The 19,103-nt window shown below is 70.2% G+C and carries 13 protein-coding genes; 7 read left to right on the top strand and 6 right to left on the bottom strand.

The genetic code is table 11. The annotated features are described in order from the left end of the window. Nucleotides 1–41: 41 nt before the first annotated feature. Together CMC5_RS40390 and CMC5_RS48850 are read right to left on the bottom strand one after the other, a co-directional pair. Nucleotides 42–3,584: a pilus assembly protein gene (locus CMC5_RS40390; protein ID WP_050435403.1), complete on the bottom strand. Its 3,543-nt coding sequence runs from the start codon at nt 3,582–3,584 to the stop codon at nt 42–44. 250 nt (nt 3,585–3,834) lie between these two features. Next, on the bottom strand, nt 3,835–3,957 hold the full coding sequence (locus CMC5_RS48850) for a hypothetical protein (protein WP_281180795.1): 123 nt from the start codon (nt 3,955–3,957) through the stop codon (nt 3,835–3,837). Between the two features lie 179 nt (nt 3,958–4,136). Between CMC5_RS48850 and CMC5_RS40385 the strand changes: the two genes are divergently transcribed. The 3 genes from CMC5_RS40385 (at nt 4,137) to CMC5_RS40375 (ending at nt 8,800) form a co-directional block, all read left to right on the top strand. Beyond that, nucleotides 4,137–5,294 (top strand): zinc-dependent alcohol dehydrogenase, encoded by a 1,158-nt coding sequence (locus tag CMC5_RS40385; RefSeq protein ID WP_050435402.1) that lies wholly within the window; start codon nt 4,137–4,139, stop codon nt 5,292–5,294. Between the two features lie 169 nt (nt 5,295–5,463). Continuing rightward, the gene (locus tag CMC5_RS40380) at nt 5,464–6,933 is read left to right on the top strand and encodes a serine/threonine-protein kinase (protein WP_050435401.1); all 1,470 of its coding nucleotides are present in this window, start codon (nt 5,464–5,466) and stop codon (nt 6,931–6,933) included. A gap of 58 nt (nt 6,934–6,991) precedes the next feature. Next, nucleotides 6,992–8,800, top strand: coding sequence for an alpha/beta hydrolase family protein (locus CMC5_RS40375; RefSeq protein WP_050435400.1), 1,809 nt, complete (start codon nt 6,992–6,994; stop codon nt 8,798–8,800). Nucleotides 8,801–8,857: 57 nt separating this feature from the next. On the opposite strand, the gene CMC5_RS40370 is transcribed toward CMC5_RS40375, so the two are convergent. From CMC5_RS40370 to CMC5_RS40360, 3 genes are all read right to left on the bottom strand, one after another. Further along, nucleotides 8,858–9,481: a hypothetical protein gene (locus CMC5_RS40370; RefSeq protein WP_050435399.1), complete on the bottom strand. Its 624-nt coding sequence runs from the start codon at nt 9,479–9,481 to the stop codon at nt 8,858–8,860. 18 nt (nt 9,482–9,499) lie between these two features. Continuing rightward, a complete protein-coding gene (locus CMC5_RS40365; RefSeq protein WP_050435398.1) occupies nt 9,500–10,159 on the bottom strand; it encodes a PH domain-containing protein in 660 nt (219 codons plus the stop codon). Nucleotides 10,160–10,227: 68 nt separating this feature from the next. Next, nucleotides 10,228–11,346, bottom strand: coding sequence for a hypothetical protein (locus CMC5_RS40360; RefSeq protein WP_156339245.1), 1,119 nt, complete (start codon nt 11,344–11,346; stop codon nt 10,228–10,230). Between the two features lie 242 nt (nt 11,347–11,588). On the opposite strand from CMC5_RS40360, the gene CMC5_RS40355 reads away from it, so the two are divergent. Then, on the top strand, nt 11,589–12,191 hold the full coding sequence (locus CMC5_RS40355) for a hypothetical protein (RefSeq protein ID WP_050435396.1): 603 nt from the start codon (nt 11,589–11,591) through the stop codon (nt 12,189–12,191). Between the two features lie 836 nt (nt 12,192–13,027). Here CMC5_RS40355 and CMC5_RS40350 read toward each other — a convergent pair. After that, nucleotides 13,028–13,723: a TetR/AcrR family transcriptional regulator gene (locus CMC5_RS40350; RefSeq protein ID WP_063796441.1), complete on the bottom strand. Its 696-nt coding sequence runs from the start codon at nt 13,721–13,723 to the stop codon at nt 13,028–13,030. A 295-nt stretch (nt 13,724–14,018) separates the two neighbouring features. Here CMC5_RS40350 and CMC5_RS40345 point away from each other — a divergent pair, with 295 nt between their 5' ends. The 3 genes from CMC5_RS40345 to CMC5_RS40335 are packed head-to-tail and all read left to right on the top strand — an operon-like array spanning nt 14,019 to nt 19,098. Then, nucleotides 14,019–15,089, top strand: coding sequence for an efflux RND transporter periplasmic adaptor subunit (locus CMC5_RS40345; RefSeq protein ID WP_082363288.1), 1,071 nt, complete (start codon nt 14,019–14,021; stop codon nt 15,087–15,089). Nucleotides 15,090–15,100: 11 nt separating this feature from the next. Beyond that, the gene (locus CMC5_RS40340) at nt 15,101–18,277 is read left to right on the top strand and encodes an efflux RND transporter permease subunit (protein WP_050435395.1); all 3,177 of its coding nucleotides are present in this window, start codon (nt 15,101–15,103) and stop codon (nt 18,275–18,277) included. Further along, nucleotides 18,277–19,098, top strand: a complete 822-nt coding sequence (locus CMC5_RS40335; RefSeq protein WP_050435394.1) for a sigma-70 family RNA polymerase sigma factor — start codon at nt 18,277–18,279, stop codon at nt 19,096–19,098. The genes CMC5_RS40340 and CMC5_RS40335 overlap by 1 nt, the downstream gene beginning before the upstream one ends. The last annotated feature ends 5 nt before the right edge of the window (nt 19,099–19,103 follow it).

The following is a 19,103-nucleotide window of genomic DNA, read 5'->3' as shown; positions in this document are numbered from 1 at the left end:
CTTCCGCCCTTGGGGACAGCCCTGAAAACGGTGTCGCTCCATCACTCCGTCACGCTCGCCCAGGAGAGCAGCCGCGCACCCCGCAGGAGCGGAGGCAGTGGGCGCGCCGCGCTCCGCGTTCTTCCTCCGTGCGGGTCCTCGGGGCCTGCGGATCCCGTGTGGTACCGCAGCTCGAACTGCGGCGACGACATCGAGGTGAGTACCGCACTCGGACCCAGCGGCGTGTCCACGGTGAGCGTGTCGTGGCAAGCGAGTGACTGGGTAACGGCCACACCGAAGACGACCGTGTTGGGCGGCTGCTCCTCGTATTCGATGAACACGGACGGGTCCGCTTCCGAGGGCAGCCTGGCGTCGCCACTGAGATAATCGAGCGCCCAGAGCGCGCCTGCGCCGCCACGGCATTGCGCAGCGCCAGCCGCCTCGGGGGCGAACGTGGCGAAGTAGACGGTGCCATCGAACAGCGAGAGCGGGCCCGTCACCCGCTGACCTGCGAGAAACCGACGGACCCAGCGCGCGCGCACCGCGGGCTGACCGCCCTCGAACGACTCGGAGAGAGACCACAGCCGCGTGTCCACCGCGTCGCTCGCCGTGAACGCCTGCTGATCCCCCGTCGAGAACAGGAGCACGACGTCTCCTCGCGGGTCGGTGCTGACCACGGGCGGCGTGTCGATCGGCTGCCCCATCGTCGCGCCATCGCCCTGCAACGAGTACCCGTCCCAGGCGAGCGCGGCCGACCAGGCCGCTGGATCCGGACGCGAGACATCGACCCGCCACAGCCCCCCCTCCGCATCGCCGACGTAGATGCGCGAGGCCACCTGACCTGGCTGCGCCGGGTACGCGACGGGGACGCCCGTGAGCGGCGCATCGAACGGCGCCATGGTCACCCGCCCAGCGAGCCCCGGCGGCGCCTCCACGAGCGCACCGCGGAACGTGCGGATCACCGCGCCCGTATCGAGCCGCACCACCGTCAGCGAGCGCGACGGCCCCACCGCCTCGCCCGCGCCCGCGCCCCCCCAGCAGCGCGTGCTCCCCCGCGCCTGGTACGGCCCGGCAGCATCCATCAACGCTCCCCCCGGCGCCTGCCGCGCGCACACCCCAGCACCGAGCGGTGCCGACCCGCCCGCGAGGATCGCCACCCCCACCTCCCGCACCTCGCCCGCCTCCTCGATCTCCAGCAGCGCCACGGCCGGAGGTGGCACCGCCTCGCCGAAGAGAGCCCGCCCCGCCGCGTCCGTCGAGAGCTGCCACAGGAACACGGGCGCGCGCGGATCGGTCACATCGAGCGCGTAGTAAAAGCCACCCGCTGCACCGCCTCCGGCGACGAGCACCGTGCGGTACGCCGCCCCGGCCGTCGTCGCCGCCGCCAGCGCTTGCGCGCGCGTCCGCTCGAACGGGAGGTTCTTCACCACGGGCGCTCCGTCGAGCAAGTTCACTTGCACCCCGTGCGCCGCCGGGAGCTGCGGCAGCACGGCAGGCGGAAAGAACGCCCACAGCTCGTTGTTCTCCCGCACATCGACCCGGAGCGGATCGCTCGCGTCCCCGGGCGCGACCTGGAACGCGTGGAGCTGACCGTCGGTGGTGGCCGCATAGAGCACCGTCGGGCGCTTCTCCTGCTGCACCGCGAAGCGCGCGTACGCCTCGTCGAGGAGCAGCTCGCGGGGTGGCCCCACGAGTGCCGGCGTCGCATGGTAGACCGCGCCGAGCGGCCGCCCCTCCCGCGTCTCGACAGCGCTCATCCCTGGCACCGGCTCCCCGAGTTCCCAGCGCAGCACCTGGGCCACGCACTCCCCGGCCGTCGACGCACCGAGCACCGCGCACCGCGACGGGAGCACCCCCGCCGGCGCGAGACCCAGCGCCTGAGGTGACGCCGCGAGCGTGGCCACGAACTCCGCCGAAGGCGCGGGCCCACCCCCCGTCACCGTGGCCCCCACGAGCCCGAGCCCCTCGTCGCTCGACAGGTGCGGCCGGAGGCTCGACGACGACGTTCCACCCGGCGTCGCGGAGAGCGCGGTGAACACGCGCCGCGTACCGGCCGCTGCGCTCGCCAGGTTGAGCGCGAAATCATCCCCCGCCTCGGCATCGAGCGGCTGCGGCACCGGCGTGAGCGCACCGTTCTCCAGCGCGCACACCTGGCGCTTCCGCTCGAGGTTCCCGCTCCACCGCGGACCGGGACCTGGGTTCAACGACGACGCGATCTGGAACGCCGCCGCCGCCGCGCCCGGAACGAGTGGGCTCGCCGCCCCCATCACCGGCAGCGTACGGCTCGTCGGCTGCGCGATCGCCCCCAGGATCTCGCCGAGCGCCGCCGACAGCTCCGCCCCGCTGTCGGGGAAGTACCCCTTCCCGGTCCCCCCAGCGATGCCGATGCGCGCCAGCGCGCAGCAGGCCGCGACGGGCCCCGCGGGCGCGTGGCAGATCCCCCCTGGCGCGAACGACGCCGGGGTGAGGGCGCTGCAGTCGATGCCCGCCTGCGTCGACAGGCTGTAGCCAATCGCGAACGTCTCGATCCCCGCCTCGTGGAGCGCTGCGGCGATCACGTGCGGCGCCTCGTACGGGCACCCATCGCCCCCGGGCCCCGACCCGGACGTCGCCGCGCACTCCGGCCGCAAATCGAGGTTCGGCTCCCCGTCCGAGAGCAGCACCACGTACATCGCCCGGGACCCGTTCTGCACACACGGATCGCTTCGCGGCCCCAGCGGCTCTCCCTCCCACAGCGAATCGTCGTGCAGCAGGTAGTCGCGCGCATCGGCGAGCAGCCCGGCCATCGGCGTCGCCCCGTACGGCCGCACCGCGAGCAAGATCTCCTGGATGCGATCATTGCGCGCGCGCAGCGTCGCCACGGGCGCGTCGGACACAGGAAACGGCACCAGCGGCCCCTCCCACGGCGGCGCGGCCGGGTTCTTCGCGCCCACCTCGAAGTCGCGCGGCGGACAGCCGGGCAGCGTCCCTTGCGCCGCCTGCCCACCGCCTTGAAACCCCGGGAAGTAGCTCCACATCCCCGCCACACCGCTCGCCGCGTGTGGCCCACCGAGCCACCCCGTGCCCGTGTCCGGCAGCGCATCGAACGTCATCAGCGCGAAGCGCACCTCGTCCCTCGCCGTGTCCAGGAACCCCTTGGACAGCGCAGCGAACGGCGCCGCGCAGGGCGTCGACACCCCGGCATGATCGTGCTCCACGATCCCCGACGCGCCCGCGCCCTTCGCACAGCCACCCGACAGGATGCGGTGAAACGGCAGGTGGTATCCCCGGTCGTACGGCGCCACCCCACCGAACCGGTACTCGTCCACGAACCGCGCCTCCATGCGGTCCTGTGCGAGACAGGTGAAGTCGGCCACCGCGCCCGTCAGCGCCTCGACCACGTTCGTGAAGCGGCTTCGCGCCTGCTCGGGCGGTGAAGGACCGAGGGGCGCGCAGACGGGCAGGCCCCCCGCCACCGTCCGCTCCATCGAGCCCGACGTATCGACGAGGAGCAGCACGTTGGGCGCTGGCGCGTGGAGATCGAGCTGCGCGTACGCCGGCGTCACGCCCTGGAAAGGCACGACGACGCCACACGCCACGACGAGGAGCGGGCGAAGGGATCGCATGGGGATGCGCCCTCCTGGAGCAAGCGACATGCCCCATCCGCGGCCGGAGAGGCGCTCGCTTTTCCCGGCTTGCGCGCTGCGACCCGCTGCGCCTCGCGCTGCTGCACGCCACCGCGCTGGCGTGCACTGGTTGCGCCGCTCCGAAATCAGGTCAGGCCGCGTGCCCCCGAGACGCCTTTCCCTCGGCGATCACGCCCTGGAGCCGGCATCGCCGCGGCCCACCGACGTCGACCGGGCGCGGCGCCCACCCTCACGACTGCTGCGTGCCTTGCCGCTGCCCGGCGCGGATGCACTGCGCCAGCAGCGACCGCAGCTCCGCCACGACGTTGAACTCGATGTCGCTCGCCCCCTCGATCAGGCAGGAGCCGTGCATACCCTCCACCGCGCGTCACGCTCCGACGACGAGTCCGAAGCGGACTGGCACATTTCCGGACACTTTCGGAAACGCGCGAAGGGCCCCAGGATCGCTCTCGAGACACACCACACCGGCCTCACGGGCCGCGTGTCCGTCTGCCGACGGGCAACCACGGAACGCAAGGAGACGGAGGGAACATGAAGGCGCTCGTATTCCACCGACCGAAGCACGTCAGCGTGGACCAGGTGAACGACCCCCGCATCGAGCACCCGCGCGACGCCATCGTGCGCGTCACCCTGACGGCCATCTGCGGGTCCGATCTGCACATCTACAACGGCTTGATCCCGCAGGTCCGCCCCATGGTCCTCGGGCACGAGTTCATGGGCATCGTCGAGGAGGTCGGACCGCAGATCACCAACCTGAAGCGCGGTGACCGCGTGATCGTGCCGTTTCCCATCGCCTGCGGCGACTGCTTCTTCTGCAAGGCCCACCTGCCGCCCCACTGCGAGCGTTCGAACCGCGAGCATTACGGACCGGAAGGTGGCCTCCTCCGCGAGAAGGGCGGCGCCCTCTTCGGGTACACCGACCTCTACGGTGGCTACGACGGCGGCCAGGCCGAGCTGGTCCGCATCCCGTATGCCGACGTCGGCCCCCGCAAGGTCCCGGACGAACTGACCGACGAACAGGCCCTCTTCCTCACCGACATCCTCCCCACGGGCTGGACCGCCGTCGATCAGGCCCACCTCCAGGGGGGCGAGACCGTCGCCGTCTTCGGCTGCGGCCCCGTGGGGCTGATGGCCATGAAGGCCGCCTGGATCAAGGGCGCGGGACGGGTCATCGGCATCGATGTCGAGGACTACCGCGTCGAGATGGCCCGCAGCGCCACGGGCGCCGAAGTGATCCACGCCCGCCGGGACGACCCGGTGAAGGCCATCCGCGCCATGACCGACGGCCGCGGCGCCGACGTCTGCATCGACGCCGTCGGCATGGAGGCGCGCCGCAGCTTGTGGAAGAAGCTCGCCAACGTGGTGCACGGACAGCTCGGCTCCACCGAGGCCCTGGAGACCTGCTTCTCCGCGGTACGGCGTGGCGGCATGGTCTCGATCGTCGGCGTCTACGGCATGCCGTACGACAACTTCCCCGTGGGACAGATCTTCGACAAGGGCCTGCGCCTCTGGGCGGGCCAGGCGCTCGCGCAGAACTACGTCGACGAGCTGATGGCGCTGATCGTCGCGGGCAAGATCAGGACCGACGACATCATCACCCACCGCATGCCCCTCTCCGACGCGGCCATCGGCTACGACCTCTTCAACAAGAAGAAGGACAACTGCGTGAAGGTCGTCCTCACCCCGTGACGAGCGAACCCTCGCGTCGTGACGTGCGGACCGTCGCAGCGTGACGAGCGAACCCGCGCATCGTGACGTGCGGACGCGCGCATCCGGAAGCGTGCGCGCGCCGCCCGTGCGCCGCTGACCCTTTCGGAGCCGCGCTGCTGCGACTAACCTCCCGCGCCAGAGCAGCTTCATGGATCTGACGGGCACCTCCTGGGGTGCATTCGAGGTGTGGGGCCCCTTCAGTGAAGGGGGCATGAGCCGGGTGTGGCTGGCGCGGCATCGCGAGCTGAGCTCGCCCGTGGTGCTCAAGACCTTGCTCGACGTCGCCGACCCCGAGGAGGCCTTCACCCTGCTCCGCCGCGAAGCCCGCCTCATGGCGCGCATCCCCAGCCCGCGCGTCGTCCGCCCGGTCGACGTCGGCGTCGTCGAGGCGGACTCGTGCGGCCGCGTCCCCTACCTCGCGCAGGAGTACGTCGACGGTCTCGACCTCGCCGAGCTGGAGCGCCGCCGCCGCGCCGCCCTCCGCCGCAGCTTGCCCCTCTGGTACGTCTGCCGCGCCATCACCGAGGTCGCCAGCGCCTTGCACAGTGCCCACCAGACCGGCGTCCTGCACCGCGACATCAAGCCCTCCAACCTCTTCGGCTCCCCCCAGACCGGCATCCGCCTCGGCGACTTCGGCATCGCCCAGGCCCGCCGCGGCGGCAGCCGCAAGATCGGCGGCACCCTCCGCTACCTCGCCCCCGAGGTCCTTCGCGGCGCCCCGCCCACCCGCCAGTGCGACGTCTACTCGCTCGGCGCCACCGCCTACGATCTCCACTACGGCAGCCCCCCCTTCAACGACCCCGTGGACATCGTCGGCGACAGCCCCGTGCGTTTCCCGGCTGCTCGCTCCCCGAACGAAGCGTACTTCCAGCACGTCCTCGCGCGCATGCTGGAGCGCTCCCCTTCGCAGCGCTTCGAGTCCGTGAGCGGCCCCTTGCGCCAGCTCTCCGCCCTCTCGCGCGACCTTCGCCCCCAGCCCCCGCCCGCCGTCTACCTCGGCCAGGGCGACTTCCAGCTCGGCCCCGTGCACATCCGCTGCATCCAGGGCGACATCGCCGACGCCAGCGCCGAGGGCATCATCAACTCCGCCACCGACGAGATGCGCATGCGCGACGGTGTGGCCGGCGCCCTCCGCGCCAAAGGCGGCCAGGAGATCGAAGACGAAGCCTTGCGCGGCGGCAACCGCGCCCTCGGCGAATGCGTCGCCACGAACGGCGGCGCGCTCGCGTGCCGCTACGTCATCCACGCCGTCAGCGCCTGGAAAGAAGCCTCGTGCATCGGACGCGCCTCCCAGCGCGCCCTCCTCCTCGCCGAGGAACTCGGCCTCCGCACCCTCGCCCTTCCCGCGCTCGGCACCGGCCGCGCCCGCGTCACCTCCGAGGCCAGCGCCTACGCCATGGGCGCCGCCCTCCAGGAGCACCTCGCCCTCGGCGGCAGCCGCCTGCGCGAGGTGACCTTCGTGCTCTACGACCGCGAAACCCTCGACCTCTTCATCGAGCAGCTCAGCGGCCTCTTTCTCGGCGACCTCGACCCCCACGAAGACAGCCGAGAAGCCCAGCCACGCCCCTCCGAAGCGCTGGACGAGACGATCTACCTCGGCCCTCGCTCGCAGCGCTGAACACCCCGCTGCGGCCCCCGCCCGCAGCCCTGCGCGCCGCGTGTGCTAGACAGCCAGCATGCTCCGCGCTTTCCTCGCCCTGGCGTCGCTCTCCCTCGTGATCGCGTGCGGAGCGGCCACACCCGAGGCAGCTCCCGTTCCCGCTCCCGCGGCGGCGCCCACGCCCCCTCCAGCCGACACCGCCTTGCGCTTCACCGTGCGCTTCGGTCCCGCGCTGAGCCAGACCCCCCTCGACGGACGGCTCCTTCTCTTCCTGGGCACCCGCGACGGCGAAGAGCCTCGCTTCCAGCTCTCCGGCGACGACCGCACCGCGCAGGTCTTCGGCGTCGACGTCGACGCCCTCGCCCCGGGCGCCACCGCCGTCATCGACCACCGCACCCTGGGCTACCCCATCGCCGCGACCACCGACCTGCCCCCGGGCGACTACTGGGTGCAGGCCCTCCTCCACCGCTACGACACCTTCCACCGCGGCGACGGCCACACCGTCAAGCTCCCTCCCGATCGCGGCGAAGGCCAGCAGTGGAGCCTCGCCCCGGGCAACCTCGTGAGCACCCCCCGCAAGGTGCGCATCGATCCCGCCCAGCCCGGCACCATCGCCATCGACCTCGACCGCGCCTTGCCCCCGCTCCCTCCCGTCGACGACACCCGCTACCTCAAGCACGTCCGCCTCCGCAGCGAGCGCCTCTCTCGCTTCTGGGGACGAGACACCTACCTCGGCGCGCAGGTCCTCTTGCCCGAGGGATGGGACACCCACCCGAACGCCCGCTACCCCCTCGTCGTCTTTCATTCACATTTCGACCGGCATTTCTTCGGCTGGCGCGAACAGCCGCCCGAGCCCGGACTCCCCCCGGTGAATCTCGACGGAATCGCCCGCGAATGCCCCAACGGCCACGGCCCCCGCTGCGCACCGAACGGCTACCCGCGCGCCGTCCAGGAAGCAGGCCACGCATTCTACGAGCGCTGGACCGGCCCTGGTTTCCCCCGCGTCCTCCTCGTCCAGATCCAGCACGCGAACCCCTATTACGACGACTCCTACGCCGTGAACTCCGAGAACGTCGGCCCGTACGGCGACGCCATCACCCACGAGCTGATCCCGCACCTGGAGCGCACCTTCCGCGGCCTCGGCCCCTGGGCACGCGGCCTGTACGGCGGCTCCACCGGCGGCTGGGAGTCGCTCGCCGCCCAGATCTTCTACCCCGACGACTACAACGGCGCCGTCGCGAACTGCCCCGATCCCATCGACTTCCACCATTACATGTCGGTGAACATCTACGAGGACCGCAATGCCTACTGGAACGAAGGCCCCTTGCGACGGACCCCGCGCCCCGCGAACCGCAGCCCCCTCGGCTACACCGTCTCCACCATGGAGCAGGACAACCTCCTCGAACTCGTCCTCGGCACCCACGCCCGCTCCGGAGGCCAGTTCGACATCTGGGAAGCCGTCTTCTCCCCCGTCGGCCCCGACGGCTACCCCCGCAGGATCTGGGACCGCCGCACCGGCGTCATCGACCCCGACGTGGCCCAGGCCTGGCGCCGCTACGACCTCGGCCACCTCCTCGAACGCGACTGGGCGACCCTGGGACCGAAGCTCCAGGGCAAGCTCCGCATCCACGTCGGCCGCGTCGACAACTACTTCCTCGACGGCGCCGTCGTGCGCGTCGAGCGCTTCCTGCGCAGCACGAAGCGACCGACCTCCGACGCCGTGGTCACCTACGGCGAGACCGACGGCCACTGCTGGAGCGGCGACCCCACCACGATCAACGCTCACTCCCGCCTGCGCTACCACGAGCGCTTCATCCCCCAGCTCGTGGAAGGGTGGCTCGCGCGCGCGCCCGCCGGCGCCGACACGAAGAGCTGGCGCTACTGAAGGGCCGCGGCTGCGCTGCGGCATCGACCGTGGCGGGGAGCGCACGAGGGCGCCCTCTCAGGCAGGGGACGCCGACGTGATCACCGTCCCCGCGTTCTCCAGGCCGAGCTGCTTGCTGAGGACCTCTTGCAGAAACAGCGCGTGCTCCTCGGTGAGCCAGGTATCGAGGAGCAAGGTGTCCTGCCCGTCGGTGAACAGGACCCTGAGCCGGAAGTGAGCGCTTCCTCGTAGCGGTTTGTAGTGCTCGGCCTGGAACCCTCGGATGCGACGCACGTCGAGCGTGCAGTTGCCGCTCCAGGGCACGGGCCCATGACGAACGGTGAGGCTGTCGCGGCTGACGGTGATCTGCGTGTGGTTCAGGATCTCGGCGACCGTGATGTAGGTGATGTAGAAGGCCCCGCTCCCCACGAAGAGGATCTTCAGGAGCGCGTGAAACGACACCTCGAACCAGCCATGACGCGCTCCGAGGAGCAGGAAGACCATGCCGAGGGTGCCGCTCATGAGCACCACCCGCAGCGAGGTGTAGACGTTGACCCAGCGCCATCGCAGTTCGAGACGCGGTGCCGTCCCTGCCGCGGTGCGGTAGTCCGGCGTGTGCGCCGAGGCGTTCTCGTCGACGTAGCGCAGCGCGATGCGGGCGGGGCGAGGGCGGCTCGGAGGCGCAGGTCGATGGGGACTCATGGCCGTCGCTCCGGCGCCTCAGCCCATGCCATCGGTGTCTGCCGGGGAGATGCCGGGCGCGAGGTCGAGGTGCGACCCGAGCACGTGCTCCAGAAAGCGCGCGTGGGCCTTGCTGACGCGGTGGACCACGCCGACCGAGGGACCGTCGACGAGGAGGGCGTGGAGGTCGTACGAGTTTCCTCCACGCGGACCCGGCACCCGCTCGATCCGGAACTGACGGATCCTGCGCACCTCGATCGTGCGGCGCCCGCGCCACGGGATGGGGCCGTGGCGAATGGTGAGCCTCTCCGCCGTGGCGGTGATCTCCGTGTGATTGAGCAGGCCCGCGACGGTGTAATAGCTGACGCCCACGCACATGGCGCCGTAGGCCAGCAGCGCCAGCAGCACGAACAGCGACCGCAGCCCGCCGGGACGACCCATCAGCTCGACGGCCCTGCCGTAATACTCACCGATGAGCGCGGGCACCTGCACGCGAACGAGGATCGAATCCCACCAGATGCACAGAATGAGCAAGAGCACGTGGTGGAGCCCGAACCAGCGCAGCCGCAGCACCACGCCTCCGTCTCTGGCCGCGGCGCCGTCGCCCTCCTCGCGTGGCCTCCCGGCCGCATCGAGGTAGCGCACCTCGATGCCGGCTGGCCACGCGACGGGCGTGCGCGCGGGAGGGACGGGGCTCATGCAGGAATCTCACGCGGGCACCGCGCAGGCGTCAAGGCACGGGCGCCCCCCTCCACGCGGCGAAGACGTTACTTGTTGCTCTGCGCCTTCAGCTCGTCGAGCTGCTTTTTCGCTGCATCGGCGACGAACGGGTCCTTGTCCTTCGACAGTGCGCCGAGGACGTTGGTCGCTGCGGCCGGGTCGCACCGCATGAGCGCATGGAACGACGCCCGTCGCGTGTTCGGGTCGGGGACCTTGGCGTCGCTCAGCTTCTTGGCGACACCGAAGGCCTTCTTTTTCAGGTCGGTCCCCACATCCGCATTGCACGCACGCTCCAGCGCCAGGGCGTAATCGACGCCGACGGCATTGGTGATCTTGGTCGGATCGGCGGTCTTTCCCACCAGCGAGTCGACGACCGTCGCGTGGATGCCCTTGCACCGCGTCGTCGCGGCCGCCTTGTGGGCTTCCCCTGCGAGGTCGTCGGACCGGTCGAGCTGGTCCTGCGCCAGCTTGCAGACCGCGTCGGTCGACTCCGTCGTCGGCGTCAGCGCCGAGATGGCTTCCCGCTGCACCCGCGGATCCGCGTCGCGAAGCAGCGTCACCAGCACCTGCAACGTCACGTCGTTCTGGTTCGGCCGGAGCAGGTAGAACGCCAGCGACTGGCGGAACTCCGACACGGGGTGCCTGGCGAGCGCGCGCAGGTCGTCACCGAGTCCGAGCTGCTTCATGTCCGCCCGCGCGATGGCACCGCCGAGGGCTCGGGCGACGAGGACGTTGGTCTCTTTCTTGGCGACGGCAGCGAGGCGCGCGACCGCGGCCTTGTCGTTCGCGATCGCGGACGTGCGCAGCTTCTCGATCGCGAGGATGCGGCGCTTCACCTCGCTGCTCTCGAGCATCGTGAGCAGCGTCGCGCTCGCCTCGTCGTCCTCGAAGAGGGCCTCTTCGTCGAGCCACGCCTTGAGGCCGGCGCAGTCGGGATCGATCTCCTCGTCGACGAGCCCACAGGAGAGCGCCCCCTCCGCGAGCTTCTGGATCGCCGCCTCGCCCGAGACCGGCGCGCTCGCTGCCGGCGGCGGAGTCGCGAGGGCTGGCGACGCCTGGGCCGGCGGCTCGACGGTCGTCACCTCGGCGTTCTGGGCGCCGCCACAGCCCAGGCTGGCCATGGTCGTGACGGCGAGCAATGCAAGCATCGAGAAGCGCATGGACATGGGCGCGCGCTACCAGCTCGTCCCGAAGGGGTCAATTGCACCGGTGGACGCCGACGTGGTCATCACCGCGTCGTGAATGGCGAGACGCAGGATTTTTCCCGATCGGTCGCATCTCGATCCGTCCCGACATGTCCATTTCGTGCGCTTTGCTTCGGTGGCCTGCGACGCGCCCGTACGATGGCGGGTTCCACGAGCGTGCTGCGCGCGCTGCGCTGCGCTCCAGAGTCCCGAGGAGATGCACCATGGTCCGTCGTGTCGTGTTCTTCGTGATGGCCCTCGGCTTTGCCAGCCTGCTCATGGGTTGCGGGCCGCGATGGCAAGTCGTTCATCAGACGACGCCGAGCCCCCTGGTCAATCAACGTTCATTCGCCGTGCTGCCCATCGAGTACAGCGGCCTCCGCGTCGGAGAGAAGACCGAGGCCCAGTACCTGTCCGAGAAAGACGCCAAGCAGCAAGAGAGCTTCCAGGCCGACAAGGACGCCCTGAACCAGAACTTCGCGCGTGCCCTCATCGAAGGCGCCGCGGGCGATGCGATCAACGTCGCGCTCGCCACGGGCCCTTCCGCCGCACCCTTCGAGATCAGGCCGGTGGTGACGTTCATCGAGCCGGGCTTCTATGCGGTGGTGGCCTCGATGCCGAGCGAGGTGCACATGACCTTGCGCATCACGCTTCCGAACGGGCAGGTCATCGACGAGATCACGCTCGCGCACTCGACCGACTCACGGAGCGGGTTCTCGGTCGGCGGCATCAGCATGAACCCCTCCAGCGGCGGCCGTCTCCGCAAGGACGGCGAAGGCCTCGGCGAGATCGTGGCGAAGTACCTGCGCGAGCGCGTCGGCGGCTGACCCTCCGCGGCAGGCCGTCATGGCGTTCGTCCGATGCACCGAGGGGTCGATGCGCCGGAGGGTCCGATGCGCCGGAGGGTCCGATGCGCCGGGGGGATGAAGGGGGACCGGAGGCCCATGACGGCACGTGACGGTCCCAGGGAGGGCGTGACGGGGACCAGGGGAGGGGACGGCCTGCGGGCGCTTCCGTGGGGTCGGAAAACGGCCGGCGCCCACGGGGGGAGGGGAGCGGTGGGCGGCGGAGACCCGGGGCGCCCCACCCACGTGGTGTGGTTCACAGGGGACCCTGCCGTTTGCAGCCAGGGTGTACTTCAGGCCTTCCCGATGTGGCTGCGACTACACCCGCACACTTCTGCGACAGTCCTGGGTAGTTCCCAAAGTGCTCCTGGGTAGTTCCCAAAGTGCTCCTGGGTAGTTCCCAAAGTGCTCCTGGGCAGTTCCCAAAGTGCTCCTGGGCAGTTCCCAAAGTGCTCCTGGGTAGTTCCCAAAGTGCTCCTGGGTAGTTCCCAAAGTGCTCCTGGGCAGTTCCCAAAGTGCTCCTGGGCAGTTCCCACGGCGGTCCTGGGCAGTTCCCAAAGTGCTCCTGGGCAGTTCCCACGGCGGTCCTGGGCAGTTCCCAAAGTGCTCCTGGGCAGTTCCCACGGCGGTCCTGGGCAGTTCCCACGGCGGTCCTGGGCGTCTCGATGTGCAGCTCCGGGCGGGTTCCGGCGTGCCCACGGAGCTTCCGGCGTGGCCTTGGGTGGCGTCCATCCGTCGCCCGTACAGGGCGCGCGGTGCCTGTGGATTCAGCGTGGCTTGCAGGGACGGCGCGTCGAGCTGCAGGAGAGCGCTCTCGCTCAGAGCGCGCGTCGCGCGGACGGGTGCAGCGCGCCGAGCAGCAGGAGGTCGATCAAGTTGGTGAGGAAGGTGTCGTCCACGTCCTCGCGCATGAAGAAGATCCGCTGGTGGAGGGCGCCGGCGAGGGCCTGGAAAATGATGAGGTGATTCACGCCCGGCGCGAGTTCTCCGCGCGCTTGCGCGTTCTCGATGAGGGGCTGCTGCATGGCCTCGTGCTCCTCGCGGAGTGAGAGCAGGATCTCGAACAGCTCCGAGTCGGCGCTCTCCGCCATCAGCATCCGAATGAAGCTCTGGCCGAGCGGGTGCCTCGTCTGCTCGACGAACGTCCGCGCCAGGGCGAAGAGATCGGAGCGCAGCGAGCCCGTGTTCGGCGCCACGCGCTTGTCCCGCGCCGCGGCGCGGAGCGCATCGCGGATGAGCTCACGCTGGCTCGGCCAGCGGCGGTACACGGTCGTCTTGTTGACCTCGGCGCGCGCCGCCACTTCCTCGATCCGGAAGCCGCGGTAGCCCACCTGCGCGAGCTCGTGGAGCGTGGCCTCGAGCACGCGCTGCACGATGGCCTCGCCACGCACGAGCGGAGGCTTCGCCGGGGCCTTGGGCCGACGAGGCGCGGGCTTCTCCGCCGCTCCCGTCGACTGCGTGCTCGGCTTCTTCGTGCTCGGCTTCTTCGTGCTCGTCGACTTCGTGCTCGGCATGCTCCTCACGCGACCACCTGGACTCGGCCGACCGTGGCCCACCGGCCAGCGGCCCGCTCACCCTATCCGAACGCCAGGCCTCGTACCCTAGCGCAACTTTCAGATGCGATTCAAAGCGCACCCCCTCAGGGAGGCACGTTTCAGCCTTATCCAGGGTAAATAGATTGTTAAGTTGTGTATCGCAAATTTTAGTTGCGATGCCCCAGGCCCCTTGCTACTCCGGTATCGCAACAATCTGGTGCGATGGCTCGGGTCTGCAACGGCCGCAGGACTGGCCGTAGACAAGGATCCTCCCGTGAACGGTCATCTCGTTCGTGTCCCGCTGTTTCTGGCGGTGCTCGCCGCGTCCGCGAGCTGCAAGTCGACCGCCGCGGCTCCCGCGGAAAGCCCTGCCGAGACCATCTCCGTGGAGACGATGAAGGTGCGGGAGCAGCCGATGCCCCGCTCGATGAAGCTCACGGGCTCGCTGCGCGGGGGCCAGCAGACGGAGCTGGCGGCGAACACCGTGGGGCGAGTCGTCTCGACGTTCGTCGAGCGCGGCTCGGCGGTGAAGAAGGGCGACAAGCTCGCGACGCTCGACGTGCGCGGCGCCGCGGCCAGCATGAACGAGGTGCGCCGGAGCGTGGAGCTGGCGCGCGCCCAGTCCGACGCAGCGAAGCGGGACTGCGATCTGAACACGAAGCTGTTCGAGCAGAACGTGATCTCCGCGGCGGAGCGGGACCGGGTGGCGGACACCTGCCGGAACGCCGAGATCTCCCTCCAGGTCGCCGAGGCCCGCGTCCGGAGCGCGGGGATCGCGCTGGTGGACGGCACCATCGTGGCGCCCTTCGACGGGGTGGTGACCGAGCGGCACGTGAACCCGGGCGAGTACGTGCGACCCGACAGCAAGGTGGTGACCCTGGTGAGCCTCACCGATCTCCGGCTGGAGTTCACCGTGCCCGAGGCGAACCTCGCCGCCGTGGAGGAAGGCCGCACGCTCTCGTTCACCGTACCGGCCTACCCGGGCCGCACCTTCGACGGGATGGTGCGCTTCGTCGGCGCGGCGGTGCGCGAGGCGACGCGCGATCTCGTGGCCGAAGCCATCGTGGAGAACAAGGGCGGCGTGCTGCGCCCGGGCATGTTCGCCACGATCGCGCTGGTGACCGGCGAGGCGCCTTCGCCGGTGCTGCCGAAGTCGGCGCTCGTGAAGAAAGAGGACAACACGACGCACGTCTTCGCCGTGGTCAACAAGCGCCTGGAGGAGCGGATCGTCCAGGCGGGGGCCGAGAAGGGCGAGGAAGTGGCGATCGTGCGGGGGCTGTCGCGCGGTGACGTGATCGTGATGAAGCCAGCGGAAGGGCTTCGCAACGGTCAGGCCGTGAACTGAGGAGATCTCCCATGAGCTGGCTCACGAAGATCTCCGTCCGGCGCCCGGTGCTGGCGACGGTGCTGATGCTGGTGATCGTGGTGCTGGGGGCGGCGGGGTACGCCGGTCTCGGGCTCGATCAGTTCCCGAACGTCGACGCGCCGGTCGTGGTGGTGACGACGCGGCTCGATGGCGCGGCCCCCGAGGAGGTGGAAGCCGACATCACCGACAAGATCGAGAGCGCGGTCAACACGATCAGCGGGATCGACGAGCTGCGCTCGACGTCGAGCCAGGGCATCTCCCAGGTGGTCGTGGTGTTCACGCTGGAGCGCGAGACGGACGGCGCGGTCCAGGACGTGCGCGACAAGATGAGCACCATCCTGCCGGAGCTGCCGAAGGGGGTGGATCCGCCGGTGGTGAGCAAGCTCGACATCGGCGCGGCGCCGGTGCTGCTCATCGCGGTCCGCTCGGACAAGCCGATCCGCGAGACGACGGAGATCGCCGACAAGCAGGTGCGGCGGCAGATCGAGAGCATCCAGGGCGTCGGTCAGGTGACGTTGATTGGCGGTCAGGACCGGCAGGTGAACCTCTGGCTGGACGCGCTGGCGCTGCGCTCGCACGGGATGACGGCGGCCGACGTGCAGCGGGCGCTCATGGCGCAGAACCTGACGACGCCGGGCGGCAGCATCGAGACCGGGCCGGAGAGCTTGACCTTGCGCGTGGCGGGGCGGGTGACGTCGCTCGAGGACCTGGGGCGCATCGTGCTCCGGGAGCAGGACGGGCACGCCATCCGGGTGAAGGACGTGGCGCGGGTCGAGGACGGCCGGGTCGAGGAGAAGACGTACGCGGCGCTCGAAGGGGAGCGCACCGTGCTCCTGTCGGTGGTGAAGCAGTCCGGTCAGAACACGGTCACCGTGGTCGACGCGGTGAAGGCGCGCCTCGATGCGGTCCAGGGCTCGCTGCCGGGCGGGACGACGATCGAGGTGGTGCGCGACAACTCGCAGGTGATCCGGACGGGCATCGAGGCGGTGCTGGAGCACCTGGTCCTCGGGGCGCTGCTCGCGGCGCTGGTGGTGCTGGTGTTCCTGGGGAGCTTCCGGAGCACGGTCATCGCGGCGCTGGCGATCCCGATCTCCATCGTGGGGACGTTCGCGGTGATGTGGATCGCGGGCTTCACGCTGAACTTCCTGACGCTGCTGGCGCTGGCGCTGGCAGTCGGCATCGTCATCGACGACGCGATCGTGGTGCTGGAGAACATCGTCCGGTTCATCGACGAGAAGGGCATGAAGCCGTTCCCGGCCGCGGTGATGGCGACGAAGGAGATCGGGCCCGCCGTCATGGCGACGACGCTCTCGCTGATGGCGGTGTTCATCCCGGTGTCGTTCATGCCGGGGATCGCGGGGCGCTTCCTGCGCAGCTTCGGGCTGACCATGGCGTTCTCCATCGCGGTCTCGCTGTTCGTGAGCTTCACGCTGACGCCGATGCTGGCGGCGCGCTGGATCTCCGGGCACCGCACGGGTGCTTCGGGCCCGTCGGCGATGGAGCGGGTGGTGAACTTCTTCTACAAGCCCATCGAGCGGGGGTACGTCACCCTGCTCTCCTGGGTGATGCGGCACCGCTGGGTGATGGTGGTCGCCTGCGCGGTGACCCTGGGCTCGTGCGTGCCGATCGCGCGGGCGCTGCCCTCGGGCTTCCTCCCGGAGGACGACCAGGCGCAGTTCGAGGTGAGCTTGCGCGCCCCGGAAGGAACGAGCCTGACGGCGACGCGGCTCATCGTCGAGCGCATCGCCGAGGACATCCACCGACTGCCCGGGGTCACGAAGACGCTGGTCACCGTCGGCGAGGGGGAGCGCGCGACCAACGTGGCCAAGGTCTACGTGATGCTGACCGACCCGGGCGCGCGGCCCGACAGCCAGAGCGCGCTGATGCAGCGGGTGCGCCAGGAGATCCTCGCCAAGCAGCCGCCGGAGCTGCGCCTGTCGGCGGGCGAAGTGCAGGCGATCTCGGTGGGCGGGACGTCGCAAGCGAGCATCCAGGTGGCGCTCATGGGGCCCGACCTCGACAAGCTCGGGGAGTACGCGACGCGCATCACCGAGGCACTGCGCGAGGTGCCGGCCGCGGTCGACGTGGACAACACGCTCGTCGACGGCAAGCCCGAGGTGCGGGTGGCCATCGACCGGGACCGCGCGGCGGACCTGGGCGTGCAGGTGGCGGACGTGGCGAGCACGCTCCAGCTCCTCGTCGGCGGGCTCAAGGTCTCGTCCTACGCCGAAGGGGGCGAGGAGTACGACGTGCGGATCCGCGCCGACGCGCCGTTCCGCATGGACGCCGACGCGCTGTCGCTCGTGAACGTGCCGTCGTCGAAACACGGCTCGGTGCCGCTCGCCAACGTGGTGAGCATGGAGCCGGACGCGGGCCCTGCGGAGATCGGGCGTCTCGGCCGCCGGCGGCAGATCACGGTGATGGCGAACTCGGCGCCGGGGGCGGGCGACAGCGCAGTGCAGGCGGCACTCGACAAGATCGTCGCCGACCAGCAGATGCCCGACGGCTACACGGCACAGGCGGTGGGGCGCTCGAAGAACACGGCGAGCACGGCGGCCGGGTTCGTGATGGTCATCGGCCTGGCGTTCGTCTTCATGTACCTGATCCTGGCGGCGCAGTTCGAGTCGTGGCTGCACCCGGTCACGATCCTCCTGAGCTTGCCGCTGACGGTGCCGTTCGCGCTGCTGTCGCTGCTGCTCTTCGGGCAGACGCTGAACATGTTCTCGGCGCTCGGGCTGCTGGTGCTGTTCGGCGTGGTGAAGAAGAACGCGATCCTGCAGATCGACCACACGAACCACCTGCGCCGTGAGGGCAAGCCGCGCCTGCAGGCGATCATCGAGGCGAACAAGGACCGGCTGCGGCCCATCCTGATGACCACGCTCGCGTTCGTCGCCGGGATGATCCCGCTCGTGGCCTCGAACGGGGTGGGGTCGGGCCAGAACCGGACGATGGGGGCCATCGTGCTGGGGGGGCAGAGCCTGTCGCTCTTGCTGACGCTCCTGGCGGTGCCGGTGGCCTATTCGCTGTTCGACGACGCGGGGGAGTGGCTGGGGCGGCTCTTCCGCCGCGAGGCCACCGAGGACAAGGGCGAGCGAGAGCTGGATGAAATGCTCGACGGCGCGTCGATGGCGCCGGCGGGGTCGATGGCGATGGAAGGAGCCGAGTGATGGGCGCTGCACGATCGTACGACACGCTCTCGGTCTACCGGGGGGAACTCGCCAAGCGGCAGCCCCTCACGGCCGAAGAGGAACGGGCGCTCTCGGTGCGCTGGAAGGCTGGGGAGCGCGAGGCAGGGCGGCGCATCATCGAGGGATGCCTGCCGCATGTGATGTTGATCGCCCGCCAGTACGCGCGGTGGGGGACGCCGATGGAAGACCTCGTGCAACAGGGAAACATCGGGTTGCTCAAGGCGTGCGAGCGCTTCGAGCCGGAGCGCGGGCACCGGCTGGTGACCTTCGCGAAGTTCTGGGTCCGCGCCGAGATCCGCGACTACGTGTTCCGGAACCACCGGGTGGTGGGGCTCGGCTCGTCGAAGGAGGAGCGGCGGGCGGTGCGCTACTTCCGGCAGTCGTTCGTGAACGACCCGGAGATGCTGGCCGAGAAGACGGGGGTGTCCGCGCGGCGCGCCCACGCGCTGCTCCCGCTGCTCTCGGGGCCGGAGATGCCGTTCGACTCGCCGCTGCACGCCGACGGCAGGCCGCTCTCGGACGTGCTGACGGACAGCGCGGCGTCGCCCGAAGAGGAGATCTGCCAGGCCGACGAGCGCGCGCACCTGGAGTCCGCGGTGAAGACGGCGCTCTCCGAGCTGTCACCGCGGGAGCAGCAGATCGTCGAGCGGCACCTGATGTCCGAGGAGGTGGAGACGCTGTCGCAGCTCGGCGCCGCCTTCGGGGTGTCGAAGGAGCGGATCCGGCAGGTGGAGGAGCGCGCGATGAAGCGGATGCGAGGGCACCTGCAAGCGTTTGCCGGCTCCGCCTCCTGCGGCTGATCCGG

Source organism: Chondromyces crocatus (genome assembly GCF_001189295.1).
GTDB classification, from domain to species: domain Bacteria; phylum Myxococcota_A; class Polyangia; order Polyangiales; family Polyangiaceae; genus Chondromyces; species Chondromyces crocatus.
This window is presented reverse-complemented; position numbering and strand designations above follow the sequence as displayed.